This window comes from Pseudomonas sp. IT-196MI5 (assembly GCF_949767415.1).
Classification (GTDB): Bacteria; Pseudomonadota; Gammaproteobacteria; order Pseudomonadales; family Pseudomonadaceae; genus Aquipseudomonas.
Window position 1 is genome coordinate 365,985 of sequence record NZ_CATKPZ010000044.1, and the last position, 16,383, is coordinate 382,367.

12 protein-coding genes and 1 pseudogene are annotated in these 16,383 nt (G+C 60.9%); 4 read left to right on the forward strand and 9 right to left on the reverse strand.

The features are described from left to right. Window positions 1-325: 325 nt before the first annotated feature. Both ACM6IK_RS22595 and hutC read right to left on the reverse strand, forming a co-directional pair. On the reverse strand, window positions 326-895 hold the full coding sequence (locus tag ACM6IK_RS22595; RefSeq protein ID WP_414876069.1) for a HutD family protein: 570 nt from the start codon (window positions 893-895) through the stop codon (window positions 326-328). After that, on the reverse strand, window positions 892-1,602 hold the full coding sequence (hutC, locus tag ACM6IK_RS22600; RefSeq protein WP_162135916.1) for a histidine utilization repressor: 711 nt from the start codon (window positions 1,600-1,602) through the stop codon (window positions 892-894). The genes ACM6IK_RS22595 and hutC overlap by 4 nt, the downstream gene beginning before the upstream one ends. Window positions 1,603-1,748: 146 nt before the next feature. On the opposite strand from hutC, the gene ACM6IK_RS22605 reads away from it, so the two are divergent. Next, on the forward strand, window positions 1,749-3,113 hold the full coding sequence (locus tag ACM6IK_RS22605; protein ID WP_414876070.1) for a formimidoylglutamate deiminase: 1,365 nt from the start codon (window positions 1,749-1,751) through the stop codon (window positions 3,111-3,113). A 107-nt stretch (window positions 3,114-3,220) separates the two neighbouring features. Here ACM6IK_RS22605 and ACM6IK_RS22610 read toward each other — a convergent pair whose 3' ends face one another. Beyond that, window positions 3,221-3,790 carry a lipocalin family protein gene (locus ACM6IK_RS22610; RefSeq protein WP_108216202.1) on the reverse strand — a complete coding sequence of 190 codons (570 nt, stop codon included), beginning with the start codon at window positions 3,788-3,790 and terminating at the stop codon, window positions 3,221-3,223. A 30-nt stretch (window positions 3,791-3,820) separates the two neighbouring features. Then, window positions 3,821-4,075, reverse strand: coding sequence for a hypothetical protein (locus ACM6IK_RS22615; RefSeq protein WP_007975531.1), 255 nt, complete (start codon window positions 4,073-4,075; stop codon window positions 3,821-3,823). Between the two features lie 294 nt (window positions 4,076-4,369). On the opposite strand from ACM6IK_RS22615, the pseudogene ACM6IK_RS22620 reads away from it, so the two are divergent. Next, window positions 4,370-5,392 (forward strand): annotated as a pseudogene (locus ACM6IK_RS22620) (cache domain-containing protein); the annotation flags it as partial. Between the two features lie 93 nt (window positions 5,393-5,485). Then, entirely contained in the window at window positions 5,486-6,250 is a 765-nt protein-coding gene (locus ACM6IK_RS22625; RefSeq protein ID WP_411741915.1) for a methyl-accepting chemotaxis protein, read from the forward strand. A gap of 117 nt (window positions 6,251-6,367) precedes the next feature. On the opposite strand, the gene ACM6IK_RS22630 is transcribed toward ACM6IK_RS22625, so the two are convergent. From ACM6IK_RS22630 to ACM6IK_RS22650, 5 genes are all read right to left on the reverse strand, one after another. Beyond that, complete coding sequence (locus tag ACM6IK_RS22630) at window positions 6,368-6,970, reverse strand: DUF924 family protein (RefSeq protein ID WP_414876071.1); 603 nt, start codon at window positions 6,968-6,970, stop codon at window positions 6,368-6,370. Window positions 6,971-6,973: 3 nt separating this feature from the next. Next, on the reverse strand, window positions 6,974-7,984 hold the full coding sequence (locus ACM6IK_RS22635; protein ID WP_414876072.1) for a class 1 fructose-bisphosphatase: 1,011 nt from the start codon (window positions 7,982-7,984) through the stop codon (window positions 6,974-6,976). Between the two features lie 303 nt (window positions 7,985-8,287). Then, window positions 8,288-9,661: a DUF3999 domain-containing protein gene (locus ACM6IK_RS22640; RefSeq protein ID WP_414876073.1), complete on the reverse strand. Its 1,374-nt coding sequence runs from the start codon at window positions 9,659-9,661 to the stop codon at window positions 8,288-8,290. Continuing rightward, window positions 9,658-12,849, reverse strand: coding sequence for a DUF2339 domain-containing protein (locus tag ACM6IK_RS22645; protein WP_414876074.1), 3,192 nt, complete (start codon window positions 12,847-12,849; stop codon window positions 9,658-9,660). Before ACM6IK_RS22645 ends, ACM6IK_RS22640 begins: the two co-directional genes overlap by 4 nt. 289 nt (window positions 12,850-13,138) lie before the next feature. Then, window positions 13,139-15,589 carry a glycogen/starch/alpha-glucan phosphorylase gene (locus ACM6IK_RS22650; RefSeq protein WP_414876075.1) on the reverse strand — a complete coding sequence of 817 codons (2,451 nt, stop codon included), beginning with the start codon at window positions 15,587-15,589 and terminating at the stop codon, window positions 13,139-13,141. A 255-nt stretch (window positions 15,590-15,844) separates the two neighbouring features. Here ACM6IK_RS22650 and ACM6IK_RS22655 point away from each other — a divergent pair, with 255 nt between their 5' ends. Next, the gene (locus ACM6IK_RS22655) at window positions 15,845-16,282 is read left to right on the forward strand and encodes a YkgJ family cysteine cluster protein (RefSeq protein ID WP_414876076.1); all 438 of its coding nucleotides are present in this window, start codon (window positions 15,845-15,847) and stop codon (window positions 16,280-16,282) included. Window positions 16,283-16,383: the final 101 nt, after the last annotated feature.

Genomic DNA, 16,383 nt, shown 5'->3' on the forward strand with positions numbered 1-16,383 from the left:
CACATACGTCTTTACTTGTACATACAAGCATATGCAATCAAGCGGCCAACTTGTTGGAGGAGCATTCAAGAAAAATTCTGAAACGGCTGGAGAGCGCCTGGGACAAGGGTTCTGGCGTAGAAGAAATTTTTCGGGAGGATTTTTGTTGCGAGGGGACTTTGTTACTTGAGCGTGGTTTTGCGCCACACTGGGGCGTTCGGTAACAAAGTGGTGCGCTTTCGGGAACGCTGAAAAGCAAAAGATCGCAGCCTTCGGCAGCTCCTACAGGGTGCACACCATCCCATTTAGGAGCTGCCGAAGGCTGCGATCTTTTGAAAATTCAGAATCAGCGAGCGGCCAGCTCAATCACACAGCATGGGCCATTGACGGAGACTTCCAGCAGCCCGGTGTTACCGTCGAGTTGCAGACAATCATGCTGGCCAAGTTGCGAAGCGTTGCTATCGACCGCCACGTCCAGCGCATCGCTGATGCTAAATACCAGCACCGTGCCCGCCGAGCTGAAAAACCGCTGCTCGCCACTCAACCACTGCAACCGCGCACCGTAACGCTGCGGCGCATAAATCAGGTTGAAGTCGCGAATCGGACCGCCGAGCAGTGTGCAGGAAACCTTGCTTTCACCGCTAAAGGCGAACGGGTCCAGCGGTAACAGTGCTCGCGTTTTTTGGCCGTCGACCGTCAGGGTCATACCGTCACCTTGCAACACGGTGATCACCCGCTCATAACCGGCAAAGGTGGAAAACCCACCTGACTCACCGATGTCGGCGATCGACAGGCGCCAGCCAAACCCGTCCAGGCCGGTGCCGGCATCGCGGGTGATTTCTTCGGTGCTACCGCCGCCGTTTTTCCAGGGCATGCTCGGGTAATCAACTGCACGTAAAACTTTCAGACTGCTCATTTATGAAAGCGCCCTTCCAAGCGATGACGAGAACCGGGGTGGATCAAGCGAGCGGCAGTCACCGGCTGACGACCCGACCAGGTGCGGCGGCGAATCAGCAGGCACGGCTCGCCCTTTTCAATCTGCAGCAATTTGCATTCGGATGGCTCGGCCAGGATCGCCTCGACCACATGCTCGCCCTCGGTCAGCGGCGCGACCTGGTTCAGATAGGCGTAGGGCGTTTGCAGGGTGAAGTCCTGTTTGAGGTAGTCCGGCGCCACCAGCGCATTGACGAAACGGTCTTCGATTTGCACCGGAATATCGTTTTCGAAATGCACGATCAGCGAATGGAACACCTTCTGCCCTTCGCGCATGTCCAGGGCCAGGGCGCGCTCGGAGCCAGCGGCTTCTTCTTCAAGGGTGATGACCTTGCAGGTGTGGCGATGACCGCGGGAGGCAATTTCATCGGCGATGTTGTGCACTTCGAACAGCGCGGACTGGCTTTTCGGCTCGGCGACGAACGTACCGACACCTTGCATGCGCACCAGCAGGCCGTCGGCGGTCATCTCGCGCAGGGCGCGGTTGATGGTCATGCGGCTGAAGCCCAACTGGCTGACCAGCTCGCTTTCCGACGGAACGCGGTAGTGCGGCGGCCAGTTTCCACTGTCGATTTGCTGGGTGATCATTTGTTTGACGCGGGCGTACAAGGGCGCCGGACTGTCGCCCATGTTCGCGGCCAACGGAGAGACTGGAGGCGGAGTCGGCACGGTTATTCCTTGGTCGTTTAGTAGATATCACTAGCTTGCCGGAGTTTACCGGGCAGGCAAACGTCTGTATATGTATATACAAATAACACACGATGGGGTGATGAACCATGTCCGCCTTCTTTGCCGAACGCGCGCTGCTGCCTAGTGGATGGGCCAACAATGTACGTCTTGAGGTCAGCGCCGATGGCGTTTTGACCCATATCCAGGCCGATTCCCATGCAGATGGCGCCGAGCGGTTGAGCGGTCCGCTGCTGCCTGGCATGCCGAACCTGCACTCCCACGCCTTCCAGCGGGCCATGGCCGGGCTGGCGGAAGTGGCGGGCAATCCGAATGACAGTTTCTGGACCTGGCGCGATCTGATGTATCGCCTCGTCGGAAAAATCAGCCCGGAACAACTCGGCGTCATCGCCCGCCAGTTGTATATCGAAATGCTCAAGGCCGGTTACACCTCGGTGGCAGAATTTCACTACGTGCATCACGACCTCAATGGTCAGCCTTACGCGGATCCGGCCGAACTGGCCCTGCGCATCAGCCAGGCAGCCAGTTCCGCGGGTATCGGCTTGACCCTGCTGCCGGTGCTCTACAGCCACTCAGGCTTCGGTGGCCAAGCGCCGAACGACGGTCAGCGTCGCTTTATCAACAGCACTGAAAACTACCTCAAGCTGCAATCGCGCCTGCAACCGGTGCTGGCGCAGCAACCGGCGCAGTCGCTCGGCTTGTGTTTCCACTCGCTGCGCGCGGTTACGCCGCAGCAGATCAGCGAAGTGCTGGCCGCCAGCGACAAGCAATGCCCGGTGCACATCCACATCGCCGAGCAGCAGAAAGAAGTCGACGACTGCCTGACCTGGAGCGGTCGTCGTCCGCTGCAATGGCTGTACGAAAACATCGACGTCGACCAGCGCTGGTGCCTGGTCCACGCGACCCACGCCAACCCGGAAGAAGTCACGTCGATGGCCAGGAGTCGCGCCATCGCCGGCCTGTGCCTGACCACCGAAGCCAACCTGGGCGACGGGATTTTCCCGGCGGTGGATTTCCTCGCCCAGGGCGGGCGCATGGGCATCGGTTCCGACAGTCATGTGTCATTGAGCGTGGTGGAAGAATTGCGCTGGCTGGAATACGGCCAGCGTCTGCGCGACCAGCGGCGTAATCGTTTGTATGGCGCGGATCAGCCAATGGTCGGCCGCACGCTGTTCGATGCCGCGCTGGATGGCGGTGCTCAGGCGCTGGGCCAGCCGATTGGCGCACTGGAAGTCGGCAAACGCGCCGACTGGCTGGTGCTCGATGGCAACGATCCGTATCTGGCGACAGCCAATGGTGACGGGATACTCAATCGGTGGCTGTTTGCCGGTGGCGATCGCCAGGTGCGGGATGTGCTGGTGAACGGCCAGTGGGTGGTGCGTGACGGGCGGCATGCTGCCGAGGAAGAAAGCAACCGCGCCTTCACTCAGGTACTGCGCGATCTTCTGAACTAACGCAAAAACCCTGTAGGAGCGAGCCTGCTCGCGATGGTGTGTCAGTCGACATCGTTGTGTCTGATACTCCATCGCGAGCAGGCTCGCTCCTACAGGGTCATGCGTTGTTAGTTGGAGGTCTCGGCCATCTGCTCTTCCGACGCCCGCCAGATCAGTCGCGTGGTGTCGTAACCCTGCTGCCGCGCCTTGCTCAGCAGCTCCTCACGCACCACACCATTCACGTTCGGCGTGCGCGACAACAGCCACAAATACTTCCGGCTCGGATCCCCGACAATGGCGGTCTTGTAGTCATCGCTGACGTACAGCACCCAGTATTCGCCCTTCGCCGTACCCGGGATCAGCCTGGAGAACCAGGTATCGAACTCGATCCACAGCTTGTCGCCCTTGCCGGGCTCCTGCGGATAAGCCGTGCCTTTGACCTCTTCCCATTGCCATTGCGCCGTCAGGCAGCGGTTCAGCACCGCCACGTTACCGTCAGGCTTGAGCGTGTAATGGGCTTCGGATTGCGCACAGTCGCGCTGGAAGTACATCGGCATGCGCGCCAACTCGTACCAGGTGCCCTGGTAGCGCTTGAGATTGACGCTTTTGACAGTCTTTGGGGCCAATGGGTCCTGGCCAGACGTGGCACAGCCGGCCAACAGCAGACCGGCAAAAAGGATGATCAATAACCGCTTCATTATTTTTCTCCCGCGGGCAAACGCCCCGGTTTACTTCAGGCCTTGGCCGGAAAACATCAGCACTTTGTCACCGGCGAACTGCACGCTGATAAAGCTGTTCTTGTCGCCCCAGGTGCAACTGGACATGCCGAGCGCGCCTGAACAATCGGCGGGCTTGCCCAACAGGGTCTCCACATCGGCCTTGGCCATGCCAGCCGAGAGCTTAGAGTAGTTTTCCTGATTGACTTTGCTGCAGGCAGCCAGCAACACGCAAAACGAAAGCAAGGCGATGGAACGCAGCGACATGGTGAAACTCCGGGGGGCGTAGGGGATTGGCATGGCTGCCAAGCTGAAGCTTAGAAGAGAAAACCCCTGTGAGGTTCCGTACCCGGCAGGCTATTTATCGGGCCACTCGTCTACCTTTTGCCGAAAATTAGTCGCTTTCCTTGTTTACCGTGCATTTCGTCATTTTTCACAGAATCCACCTAATCTTTGGCGCCGCTCAGTCGACATAAATGCAACGCAAAGCCACGTCGGTGGCATTTGCTCCCCCATTTTGTAGAACAGCCCCTCTGCGGTAGCTCATCCATGACCAGAAACATGAAGTTCAGCCACAAGATATTGCTGGCTGCCGCCCTCGTGGTAGCCGTCGCATTCGCTTGTTTCATCCTGTTCAACGACTATCGCCAGCGCGAGACCTTGCGCAACAGTACCGAAGCCTCCATGCAGGAACTCGGCAGCCTGACCACCAGCAACATCCAGACCTGGCTGGAAAGCCGCATGCAATTGCTACAGTCGATGGCCCAACAGATCAGCGCCGATGGCAATGCTCCCGCTGGCCTGAAACGGATCATCGACCTGCCTGCTTACACCGGCAACTTCCAGCTGAGTTACTTCGGTGGCGCTGACGGCGTGATGTTCTCGGTCCCGGCGGGCAACCGCGCGGCGGATTACGACCCACGCGCCCGTGGCTGGTACAAGGCGGCCAATAGCGCACAACAGACCATCGTCACCGAACCGTACATTGCCGCATCTTCCGGCAAACTGGTGATCACCGTGGCCACCCCGGTGCAGCACCGGGGCCAGATGATCGGCGTCGCCGGCGCCGACATCGACCTGTCCAGCGTCAGCGCGATCATCAACTCGCTGAACTTCGGCGGTCACGGTCATGCGTTTATCGTCGGTGCCGACGGCAAGATCCTGATTCACCCGGACAGCAAGCTGGTGCTCAAGAACCTGGCCGAGGCCTATCCGAGCGACACGCCCAAAGTCAGCCCGGGCATGAAAGAAGTCGAGATCGACGGCAAGCGTCAGTTCATCTCCTTCACCCACGTCAACGGCGTGCCATCGGCGAACTGGTACGTGGCACTGGTGCTCGATCAGGAAACAGCGTTCTCGATGCTCAGCGAGTTCCGTACCTCGGCGATCATCGCCATGGTGATTGCCATAGTGATCATCATTGCGCTGCTGGGCATGCTGATCAGCCTGCTGATGCAGCCGCTACTGACCATGGGCCGCGCCATGCACGACATCGCCGAAGGCGAAGGTGACCTGACCAAACGCCTGACCATTCACGGCCACGACGAATTCGGCGCGCTGGGGCTGTCGTTCAACCGCTTCGTCGAGCGCATTCATACCTCGATCATCGAAGTGTCCTCGGCCACCGGCCAGGTCAACGAGGTGGCGCTGCGTGTAGTGGCCGCGTCGAATTCGTCGATGTTCAACTCCGACCAGCAAGCCTCGCGCACCAGCAGCGTGGCCGCGGCAATCAACCAGCTCGGTGCCGCCGCCCAGGAAATCGCCCAGAACGCCGCCCTCGCCTCGCAGCATTCCAGCGATGCCCGCAGCCTGGCCGAAGACGGCCAGCAGGTGGTGGATAAAACCATCGCGGCGATGCAGCAGTTGTCGGCCAAGATCAGCGATTCGTGCGGCAACATCGAAACCCTCAACAGCAACACGGTCAACATCGGGCAGATCCTGGAAGTGATTACCAGCATCTCCCAGCAAACCAACTTGCTGGCGCTCAACGCAGCCATTGAAGCAGCGCGTGCCGGTGAGGCCGGGCGTGGTTTCGCGGTGGTGGCCGATGAGGTGCGCAACCTCGCTCACCGCACCCAGGACTCGGCGCAGCAGGTGCAGACGATGATCGAAGAGCTGCAGGTCGGCGCCCGGGCCGCGGTGGGTATCATGACCGACAGCCAGCGTCAGAGCGAAAGCAGCGTCGGCATCGCCAACCAGGCGGGCGAACGCCTGGGCAGCGTGACCCAGCGTATTGGTGAAATCGATGGCATGAACCAGTCGGTCGCCACTGCCACTGAAGAACAGACGGCTGTGGTGGAGTCGATCAACGTCGACATCACCGAGATCAACATGCTGAACCAGGAAGGTGTGGAGAACCTGCAGTCGACCTTGCGTGCGTGCGCCGATCTTGAGCAGCAGGCGGCGCGGTTGAAGCAGTTGGTGGGTAGCTTCAGGATCTGAGGCAACCTCACCGGCCTCATCGCGAGCAAGCTCGCTCCCACAGGAATCTTTGTCGCACCGGAGATCTACTGTGGGAGCGAGCTTGCTCGCGATGGCGGCATCAGCTACAACGAAAAATCAGAACCGAGAGCCCGGCTTCGACAGAAACTCGAGTTCCTCGGCCGTAGACTCCCTTCCCAACACCGCATTGCGATGCGGAAACCGCCCAAACTGCGCAATTACCCTCTGATGCCGCTCGGCATAGTCCAGGTAATCGCTGAACAACGCCCGATCAACCTCCGGCTGCTGCGCCACCAATTCGATATAGCGCGAGACACCTTCGTTCTGCACCGCGAGGTCTTCGCTATGCTCGAACACCAGGTAGATGAACACCCGCTGAATCGGCTGCAACTGCCGGTCGTAATCCGCGGCAATGCCTTGGGCTACCAGCTTCTGCGCCCGGAGATCGCCTGCAAAGGCTTTGGGAGTATCGCGAAAGATCATTCGCGGGATTTGATCGAGCAACAGCACCAGGGCCAGCCAACCTTCGGGATGTTGCATCCACTCGGTCAATCCGCCGGCCAGTGCCTGCTCGGTCAAGTCCCCGAAACGCTCGCGCGCTTCGAGGTCCTGGCTGTCGCGCTTGCCGAACCACAACTTGCGCTTCTGCGCCGCCACTTCCCTCGCTGACCCGGAGCTTGCGAACCACCAATCAAGCAACGGCTGCCAGGGCGCGGTCATGGTTTATTCCTTGTGGTAAGCCGTGACGCGGGCAACTTCTTCTTTCGAACCGAGGAACACCGCAACACGCTGGTGCAGGCCTTCCGGCTGGATGTCGAGGATGCGCTGGTGGCCGTCGGTGGACGCACCGCCCGCCTGTTCCACCAGGAACGACATCGGGTTGGCTTCGTACATCAGGCGCAGTTTGCCCGGCTTCGACGGCTCGCGGCTGTCGCGTGGGTACATGAACAGACCGCCGCGGGTCAGGATACGGTGCACGTCGGCCACCATCGCGGCGACCCAGCGCATGTTGTAGTTCTTTTTCAGCGGACCGGTCTCACCTGCCAGCAATTCGCCGACGTAGCGCTGTACCGGGGCTTCCCAGTGACGCTGGTTGGACGCGTTGATGGCGAATTCCTGGGTGGATTCAGGAATGGTGATGTCTTCGTGGGTCAGGACGAAGCTGCCCATTTCACGGTCCAGGGTGAAGCCTTTCACGCCGTGGCCCAGGGTCAGGATCAGCATGGTCTGTGGACCGTAGATCGCGTAACCGGCGGCCACTTGCTGGGTGCCTGGCTGCAGGAAGGCCTTTTCATTCAAAGGTTCGTTCTGGCTCAGGTATTCGTTCGGGCAACGCAGTACCGAGAAGATGGTGCCGACCGGCGCGTTGATGTCGATGTTCGACGAACCGTCCAGCGGGTCGAATACCAGCAGGTACGCACCTTTCGGGTATTTGCCCGGGATCTGGTAGGCATTGTCCATTTCTTCGGACGCCATACCGGCCAGGTGACCGCCCCATTCGTTGGCTTCGAGCAGGATTTCGTTGGAGATCACGTCGAGCTTCTTCTGCACTTCGCCCTGGACGTTTTCAGTGCCCATGCTGCCCAGAACGCCACCCAGGGCGCCTTTGGACACGGCGTGACTGATCTCCTTACAGGCACGCGCCACCACTTCGATCAGGAAGCGCAGATCGGCAGGAGTGTTGTTGCTGCGGGTCTGCTCAATCAAATAGCGACTCAAGGTAACGCGGGACATGGAAGGCTCCGGAGGAATGGGGGGGCTAAAAACCCGCGCAGTTTAGCGCGAGTCGGGGCGCATTTCCTCCTATCAGACGTGATCGGCCAAAGAGAGTTCATGCGCGGGGATGAGCGTAGTTGGAAATGGGCTGGATGTGAGCCTGGGAACTGCGGTCATTTCGGCATTTTCAGTGACTGGGCGAACGCCATCGCGAGCAAGCTCGCTCCCACAGGGGAATCTCTGCCAGACTCAAAACCTGTGCCCGGCGAAGATCAAATGTGGGAGCGAGCCTGCTCGCGATTGGATGCACAGCACCCACTGTCAGGATTTGGCAGAGGGTTTGCGCAGCAAACTGAACGCCATCGCCGCCAGGAACAAGACACTGAGCAACAATACTGCCCACAAGCCGAACTTCTTCCACTGGATGCCCGTCGTCGCCAGCGTTTTCTCTGTCGATGCATTCGAGACCACCGCCCCGACATCCACCATGGCCCGCCCCAGGGTCGCGAGCTTCGCCGGGCTGTAATCAGGAATCAGCGTCGACAGCGGCAAGCTCGCCGCCTTCGCCGTCGCATTCCCCACGACCAGTGTGTAAGGCCCCGGCCCGCGCGCCAGGAACACCAGTTGCGTGGCACGCACGGCAAACTTCAGCGTCGGCGCCTGATCACCCAGTCCGCCGCCGCGTTCGTCCACGGTCAGTTTCAATTGCTGGACGATTTGCCCTGACAACGGCAATTGGTTTTGCACCACGTCCTCACCGTTCTGGGTCAGGCGATAGAGCAAACCGCTGCCCAACGGCTGCCATGGCAGGCTGCTGTCGCGCCGACCGGCCAGGCTCACCGGCGCCAGGCTGTTGGGCTGGCTCAGCTCGACCTGCACTCGCTCGACATTCAGCCCCATCGGCAACTGCCAGGTGTACTCACCCGCCTTCGTGCTGCTGCCGGCCAATGCCTGGGACCAGACCAACGGCAGCGGCAGGCTGCGCGTACTGGCGCTTTGCAGTTGCGCCGACGTCAGCGTCGGTGCCGAATGCGGTGTAATCCACAGCAAACGCAGGTAGCGCGCCGACTGGCCCGGCAGGTTGACTTCATGCTGCTCGACCCGCTCGTCGGCAAAGGTCAGGCGCGCCACCTGCCCTTCGCCCCAGAACTGCCAATGCTGTAAATCGTCGCTGGCTTCGAGGGTGAAACGCTGGAAGCCGTCGCGCTCGCTGGTCCAGTCGAGAATCAATTGCTGCAACGGCGCCTTGATCGCGGAAGCGTCGAGCAACCAGCCGCGCAACTCCTCCTCACCCACCTCCAGCTGACTGGAGGGCTGCACGTCGACCAACGTGCCGTTGGCGCTCGATTGCACCCGTACGCTCGGCGCGGTTTCAGTGGCGTCCACCGAGTTGTACAACGCAAACCTTTTCACCTCGGTCAAGGTGCGCGTTTCACTGCTCTGCGCCGACTCCCGGGCCAAGGCATAAGCCTGAACATCGCCGACAGCGTTGAACACCCGCAGATCCCTCAGGTCGGCCTGGCGTGCGTTCAGTTGCACGCTCAGGGGCAGCTCAAGGCGATACCAGGGGCCTTCGCCCGATACCGACAAGGGCACTTGGGTGGTGAAATCCGCCGGTTTTTCCTGGGCAACCGCCGACAACACCACACCCATGGCAACAGCGCCCAGCCAACCCAGGTTCAGCTTCTGACTCAAGATGACACTCCTTCGGATTCCGCGAGCGGTTTCCCGGTATCCGGCACAGCGTCGCTGCGCTTGGGCGGCAGCGGGGCGAAATAGCCCACCACCAGCAGCAACACGCCAACTCCGATAAACGACACGATCCGCGCCAGTCCGCCACGATTGCTCAATTCGACAAAAAACAGCTTGGCCACGACCACCCCGATCAAGGCGGCACCGATCAGCCAGACCTCACGGCGGCGACGCAAATGGCCGCCGATCATCAGGCTCAGGGCCATCAGGGTCCAGACGATGGACAGGCCGGCTTGCACCCGCATCGACGCCAGCAACAGATCCAGATCGAACGGCACCCCGCTCCAATGGTGCGCCGTGCGCATCACCAATGCAGTAAAGAACACGAACAGCGAGGCGCCGATGACCCCTTGCGTGGCTTTCGCGGCGTAATCCTTGCGGACCGCCAGTTGTGTCATGGCGCTGCGGGACCAGACATAGACGCCGAACAGCGCGAACAACAGGCCGAGCTCCAGCGGGTTGATCAATGGCACGTAGGGCAGTGGCTCGGCGTTGCCGTCACTGGCGACATTCGCCAGCCAGAACCAGCCGAGCATCAGCAACGCCAGCGGCGCGGCAGCGTATACACGGTATTCCCTCGAATACGCAGAGACCGGCCAAGGCCACGCGCGAGGTGCCGCCATCGACACCAGATACAGACTTGGCAGGATCGCCCAGCCTAACCAGCGCCAGGCGTTGTATTGCTCGGACAACGCCAGCAAGGCGTAACGCAGTTCCAGAGCCAGCACCCCCATCAACAGCCAACAGCCGAGCACATGGGCGACACTCAGCACGCGCGCCGGCAGCATGGGCGCCAGGCGTCGCAGGGACATGAAATGCACAACGAACACGGCGGCCCACGCCAACCAGCCGACGTTGGCCGCCGGGTGATAGCGCGAGTGCCAGGCCGCGAGCAGCACCAACGCTGCAGCGGGAATCAACACCGTGCAGAGCACGCCCAGTGACGGCCAACTCAGGCGCTGTGCCAATACCGTCCACAGCGCGACACTCACGGCAGCCATGCTCAACAAAAAAGTCGCCTGCATCGGCAACGACGCGAAATGCAGCACCTCGATGACCCAGGCCAACGCCCACCAGCCTGCACCCCACACCAGCAACGCCTGGGACAATCGCAACAGACTCAGCCCTTCGAACGCTCCGAGCGAATGACCCATCTGCAAACGCCAGGCCCCGACCATCGCGACCAGCCCCAGCACCAGCGGCGCCCAGAACCCGCCATGGGCCAAGGGGATCACCCCTTCACTGAACTGCGGCCCCGTCGCCAGGAACAGCGCGCCACCCAACAGTTGCACAGCGAGCGCGGTGAACACGAACGTGCGCGATGGCAGGTGCAAGCCAACCCACAACGTCAGCGCCCCGGCCAAGGCCCAACTGATCACCGTGCCGTGACTGAAGAAAAACAGCGGGGCCAGCAAATAGAGAAACGCCAGCCCGAGGCACGCCAAGACTGGCAGGCCTATCAGCTCCCAAGGCCTGATCTGTTCCGGCAAGGCTTTGCGTAACAGGTAGAAGCTGAACAACAATGCGACACCCAACAACAGCGCGCCTAATGGCACCCCGCCGAGCAGGCTGCTCTCGCTGCTGTGCAACTCGCTGAGAAACACCAGCGCCGACCCCAGTTGCAGGAGCAAGGCAAAGGCCCGGGCCAGGGGCCTTTGCTGACGCAGACCGAGCCAGAAGATCCCCGCGCCTTCCACCGCCCACGCCGCCGTCGTCCAGCGCGCATCGAGCCCCAGCGGAATCGCCAGGCTGGCGAAGATCACCCCCAAGGCCAGGCAGGTTTCCCCCAGCAACAGCGTGCGCCCGGCCATCAGCCAACGGGCGAGCCCCATGTAAATCATGCCCAGCGTCAAGGCACTGAACGCCGCAGCGAATTCCAGATGCTGCACCAATGCGAACTGCAAGCCGAAACCCACCAGCGGCGGGCCGAACAGCAGCGTGCCGTCGACGTAGTCACCCTTGCGCGCCGACCACTGCAGCAGCGCTTCGCGATTGCCCTCTGCCGGCGCATCGCTCATCGCCATCAACTTGCGCCGGGCGTACAACAGACCAATGGCCAGGTACATCAGGAAAAACACAATCAGGAACGGCTCGGTGCTCCACAGCAACTCCGGCGAGTAGGAGCGCAGGCCCCAGGCGAAACCAATGCCAAAGGTGCCGGTGAACCCGATGACATTCAACAGCCGCCAGGCCTTGAACCAGGCGATGGCGAGGATGCCGGTGTTTAGCAGGGCAAAGTAGCTGAACAGCGCGACGTGGCTGCCGGCGCCGGTGGAGGCCAGGATGGGCGCGGCGAAGCCACCCAGTGCGGCAGCGGCGGCCAGCCCCAGGGAGTCCTGGGTTATGGCGAGAATCGCCGAACAGATCGTCACCGCCACCAGCAGGCCAAACGCCGCCGAGGGATCGAGCAACGGATGCAGGCGCATCGCGGCAAACACGGTCAGGTACAACACGGCGATCCCGGTGCCTTGCAGAATCAATGCGTAACTGTTGTTGCGTGCTCGTAACCACCAACCCAATCCGAGCAACCCCAAGGCTGCCGCCGCAACGCCTGCGTAGCGCAACTCAAGCGGCACCACCACGCCTTCGGTGGCATAGCGCAGCAGAAAGGCCAGGCCGAGGAACAGCAGCACCACGCCGACCCGCAAGACGGTATTGCCACCGAACAACCAGGCACGGGCGCGGCTGATGGCGCGGTCGATGAGGTGCGGGCCATGCGGGGGGATAGTCGATTGAGCTTCGCGAGCGGTCGGCTCGGGTTTCCAGGCATCGGCGATTTCGCTGGCCGCTGCGGGGATTGGCTCGAGTTCAGGTGGCAGCTCCCAGATCAATTCCGGGGCGCTAGCAGGTGTTTCATCAAGGAGGGCTTCAGGCGATACCAGCGGTTCACGGGTTTGCGGCGCCTTGACGCCTGATGCTTCGAGCAGCGCCAGCCGTTGCTCGACTGCTTGCAGCGCAACCTGTGCCTGTTCCAGCAAGCGCTGCTGCTCGGCTGTCCGAGCGTCCATGCGAGCCATGCGAACGGCCTGGCCGACACCCAATCCGAGTAACGCGCCCAGCAGTGCATCACTGAATGACTCGTCGAGTATCCAGCCGAGCACCAGCCCGATCAGCATGAAAATCCATTGCATGGTCGATATCCCTAAGCAGCCCCATCATGGGGCAAGTCCAAGCGGTACAGCGTCTGATCAGTCTAGTGTGAAAACGCCACAAACCTGTGGGAGCGAGCCTGCTCGCGATGAGGCCATGACATTCAGCATTGATGTTGAATGTGAGTGCGCTATCGCGAGCAGGCTCGCTCCCACAAAGGATAATGGCGCGTTCCAAATCTGGCTGATCCCTACCGCTCGGCAATCCGGCGCCTAGTATATCGATCCGGCCCGGCAACAACCGGGCCTGGCTCGCCGTTCTGGCTGAAAATTACTCCAGTGCCTTCCAGATCTCCGTGGCGTATTCGCGAATGGTCCGGTCCGACGAGAACCAGCCCATCCGCGCCGTGTTCAACACCGCCGAACGCCACCACTGGTTCGAATCGTGCCAAAGGTCTTCGACGCGCATCTGTGCGTTCCAGTACGAGTCGAAGTCGGCGCAGACCAGGAAGCGGTCGTAATCCACCAACGAGTCGATCAGGTTTGTGTAACGGGACGGATCATCCGGCGAGAACACGCCGCTGCGAATCGCTTGCAGCACATCGTTGAGGCGATGGGAGGCGGCAATATCCGGCGCCGCATTGAACTCATGGTTCTGTTTGCGCGCCTCGACCTGCTGTGCGCTGAGACCAAAGATAAACATGTGCTCGGTGCCGATGCGCTCGCTCATTTCCACGTTGGCGCCGTCCAGAGTGCCGATGGTCAGCGCGCCGTTCAGGCCGAATTTCATGTTGCTGGTGCCTGACGCTTCGAAACCGGCGGTGGAGATCTGCTCGGACAAATCCGCCGCCGGGATGATGCTCTCCGCCAGGCTGACGTTGTAGTTGGGCAGGAACACCACTTTGAGCAAACCACGCACGGTCGGGTCGTTGTTCACCACCCGGGCGATGTCGTTGGTCAGTTTGATGATCAGTTTGGCCTGGTGATAACTCGCGGCGGCTTTGCCAGCGAAGATTTTCACCCGTGGCACCCAGTCGACTTCCGGTTCCGCGCGGATCGCCTGGTACAACGCCACGGTGTGCATCAGGTTAAGCAACTGGCGCTTGTATTCGTGGATTCGCTTGACCTGCACGTCGAACATTGCCGACGGGTTGACCGCAACGCCCAGCCGCTCATGAATCAGGTACGCCAGGGCTTTCTTGCTGTGCAGGCGTTGCTCGGCAAACGCCTTGCGGAATGCATTTTTCTCGGCGAACGGTTCGAGGGCGAGCAAACGCTCTTCAGGGTTATCCAGCACTTCAGGCCCGAGGGCATCGACCAGCATCGAGGTCAGCTCGGGGTTGGCCTGGTACAGCCAGCGGCGGAAGGTAATACCGTTGGTCTTGTTGTTGATTCGCTCCGGGTACAGTTTGTGCAGTTCAGAGAACACCGTTTGGCGCATCAGTTGCGTGTGCAACCCGGACACACCGTTGATGCTGTGGGAGCCGAGAAACGCCAGGTTGCCCATGCGCACCCGACGACCGTTGTCTTCCTCGATCAGCGACACCGCACGCAGCACGTCGAAATCGTGGATGCCCTTGGCTCGCAGGGAGTCGATGTGCTGGGCGTTGATCAGGTAAATGATCTGCATGTGCCGCGGCAGCATGCGTTCCATCAAGCCGACCGGCCAGGTTTCCAGCGCTTCGGGCAGCAATGTGTGGTTGGTGTAGGACAGCGTATCGACGGTGACCTGCCACGCCGCATCCCATGCCACGTCATACACGTCGACCAGTTGCCGCATCAGTTCAGCCACGGCAATCGAGGGGTGAGTGTCGTTGAGTTGGATAGAGGCGTGATCGCCCAGGGTCAGCACCGAGGTGTGCATGTTGCGATGGCGGCGCAGCAAGTCCTGCAGGGACGCCGCGACGAAGAAGTATTCCTGGCGCAGGCGCAGCTCCTGGCCGGCCTCGGTACTGTCCGCCGGGTAGAGCACCCGGGAGATACTTTCGGCACGGGCCACTTCGGCCACGGCACCCAGGTGGTCGCCGGCGTTGAAACGTTCCAGGTGAAGTTCTTCCATGGCCCGGGCGCGCCACAAACGCAGCGTGTTGACGCTCGCCCCGCGCCAGCCGACCACCGGCGTGTCATAGGCAATGGCCCGCACGGTTTCCGCCGGGTGCCAGACTTGCCTGGACTTGCCGTTTTCATCGGTCACGGTCTCGACACTGCCGCCAAAGCCGATCGGGTACACCACCTCCGGCCGCTCGAACTCCCACGGGTTGCCGAAATCCAGCCAGTGTTCGGTCTGCTCTTGCTGCCAGCCATCGACAATCGCCTGGCGGAACAACCCGTGCTCATAGCGGATGCCGTAGCCATGACCGGCGATGCCGAGGGTCGACATGCTTTCCAGGAAACACGCCGCCAGACGCCCGAGGCCGCCGTTGCCCAAGGCCGCATCGGGCTCCAGCAAACGGATGCGCTCAAGGTCGACACCGAGTTCGGTCAGGGCTTCGCGGGCCACGTCGAGCAGGCCGAGGTTGCTCAGGCTGTCGAACAGCAGCCGACCGATGAGAAATTCCAGGGAGAGGTAATAGACGCGCTTCTGACCTTTGCGGTAGATCTGCCGCGTATGGTCCATCCAGTGCTCGACCATGTGGTCCCGCGCGGCCAGGGCAATGGCTTCGAACCAGTCATGGTCGAAGGCGTGATCCGGGTCTTTACCCACGGCATAAGTGAGTTTGGTCAAGACGGCGTCGCGGAATGCGGCCACCTCTGCTTCGCGAACAAGTGGTTCTTGAGTCATCGATAGGACCTCGAGCGAGCTTGAAGTTGTCTGAGCCTAGACGGTCTGACAGGCGGTAGAGGCTCTGGTTCGGCAGTTTTTCCAGTTAGTGCGAATCGGCTCGGCAATACATTGTCGTGTACCTGATTCAATGCAGGGGCCGTGCCGGATTAGCGGCTTATCGGCCGGCAGTGAAAAAATCTGGCGAAAGGTTGTTCAAAAATCCACCAGTCCCGGTATTATCGCGCGCCCTGATGCACACGCTGGTAACAAACGATGATGAAGCCGAACCTGATCGCTGCCGCAGAGATCGACCGCCTCGATACCTGGGCCAAGTACTCTGCCCCGATGTGCGGCTCGTGCATGTCCAGCTGCTGCACCCTGCCCGTCGAAGTCAAGATCAAGGACCTGATCCGCATCGGCGTGGTCGATGAATTCGAGCTGGGCGATCCGCCGAAGAACATCGCCAAACGCCTGCAAAAGGAAGGTTTGGTCGAGCGCTTCAACCAGAAGTCAGGAATCTTCACCCTCCAGCGTATGAGCAACAATGATTGCCTGTATCTGGATCGTAAGAGCCGTCTGTGCACTATTTATGAAAAGCGCCCGGATACCTGCCGCAACCACCCGAAAATCGGCCCGCGACCGGGGTTTTGTGCGTACAAGCCAAAGGAAGTGGAGCGCGAGCGTAGTTCGCGGAGTATCGAGCGGTTCTGACACCCCCGGAATTTGCGGTGCTGGTTACTGGCCTCATCGCGAGCAAGCTCGCTCCCACAATGATTTTTGCCGTACACAACTGTTATGTACGACTCAAACCC

Coding starts and splice junctions, on each gene's coding strand:
- ACM6IK_RS22595 (WP_414876069.1), bottom strand. CDS start 895: ATGAGCAGTCTGAAAGTTTTACGTGCAGTTGATTACCCGAGCATGCCC.
- hutC (WP_162135916.1), bottom strand. CDS start 1,602: ATGGGCGACAGTCCGGCGCCCTTGTACGCCCGCGTCAAACAAATGATC.
- ACM6IK_RS22630 (WP_414876071.1), bottom strand. CDS start 6,970: ATGACCGCGCCCTGGCAGCCGTTGCTTGATTGGTGGTTCGCAAGCTCC.
- ACM6IK_RS22655 (WP_414876076.1), top strand. CDS start 15,845: ATGATGAAGCCGAACCTGATCGCTGCCGCAGAGATCGACCGCCTCGAT.
- ACM6IK_RS22615 (WP_007975531.1), bottom strand. CDS start 4,075: ATGTCGCTGCGTTCCATCGCCTTGCTTTCGTTTTGCGTGTTGCTGGCT.
- ACM6IK_RS22635 (WP_414876072.1), bottom strand. CDS start 7,984: ATGTCCCGCGTTACCTTGAGTCGCTATTTGATTGAGCAGACCCGCAGC.
- ACM6IK_RS22605 (WP_414876070.1), top strand. CDS start 1,749: ATGTCCGCCTTCTTTGCCGAACGCGCGCTGCTGCCTAGTGGATGGGCC.
- ACM6IK_RS22650 (WP_414876075.1), bottom strand. CDS start 15,589: ATGACTCAAGAACCACTTGTTCGCGAAGCAGAGGTGGCCGCATTCCGC.
- ACM6IK_RS22625 (WP_411741915.1), top strand. CDS start 5,486: ATGTTCAACTCCGACCAGCAAGCCTCGCGCACCAGCAGCGTGGCCGCG.
- ACM6IK_RS22645 (WP_414876074.1), bottom strand. CDS start 12,849: ATGCAATGGATTTTCATGCTGATCGGGCTGGTGCTCGGCTGGATACTC.
- ACM6IK_RS22610 (WP_108216202.1), bottom strand. CDS start 3,790: ATGAAGCGGTTATTGATCATCCTTTTTGCCGGTCTGCTGTTGGCCGGC.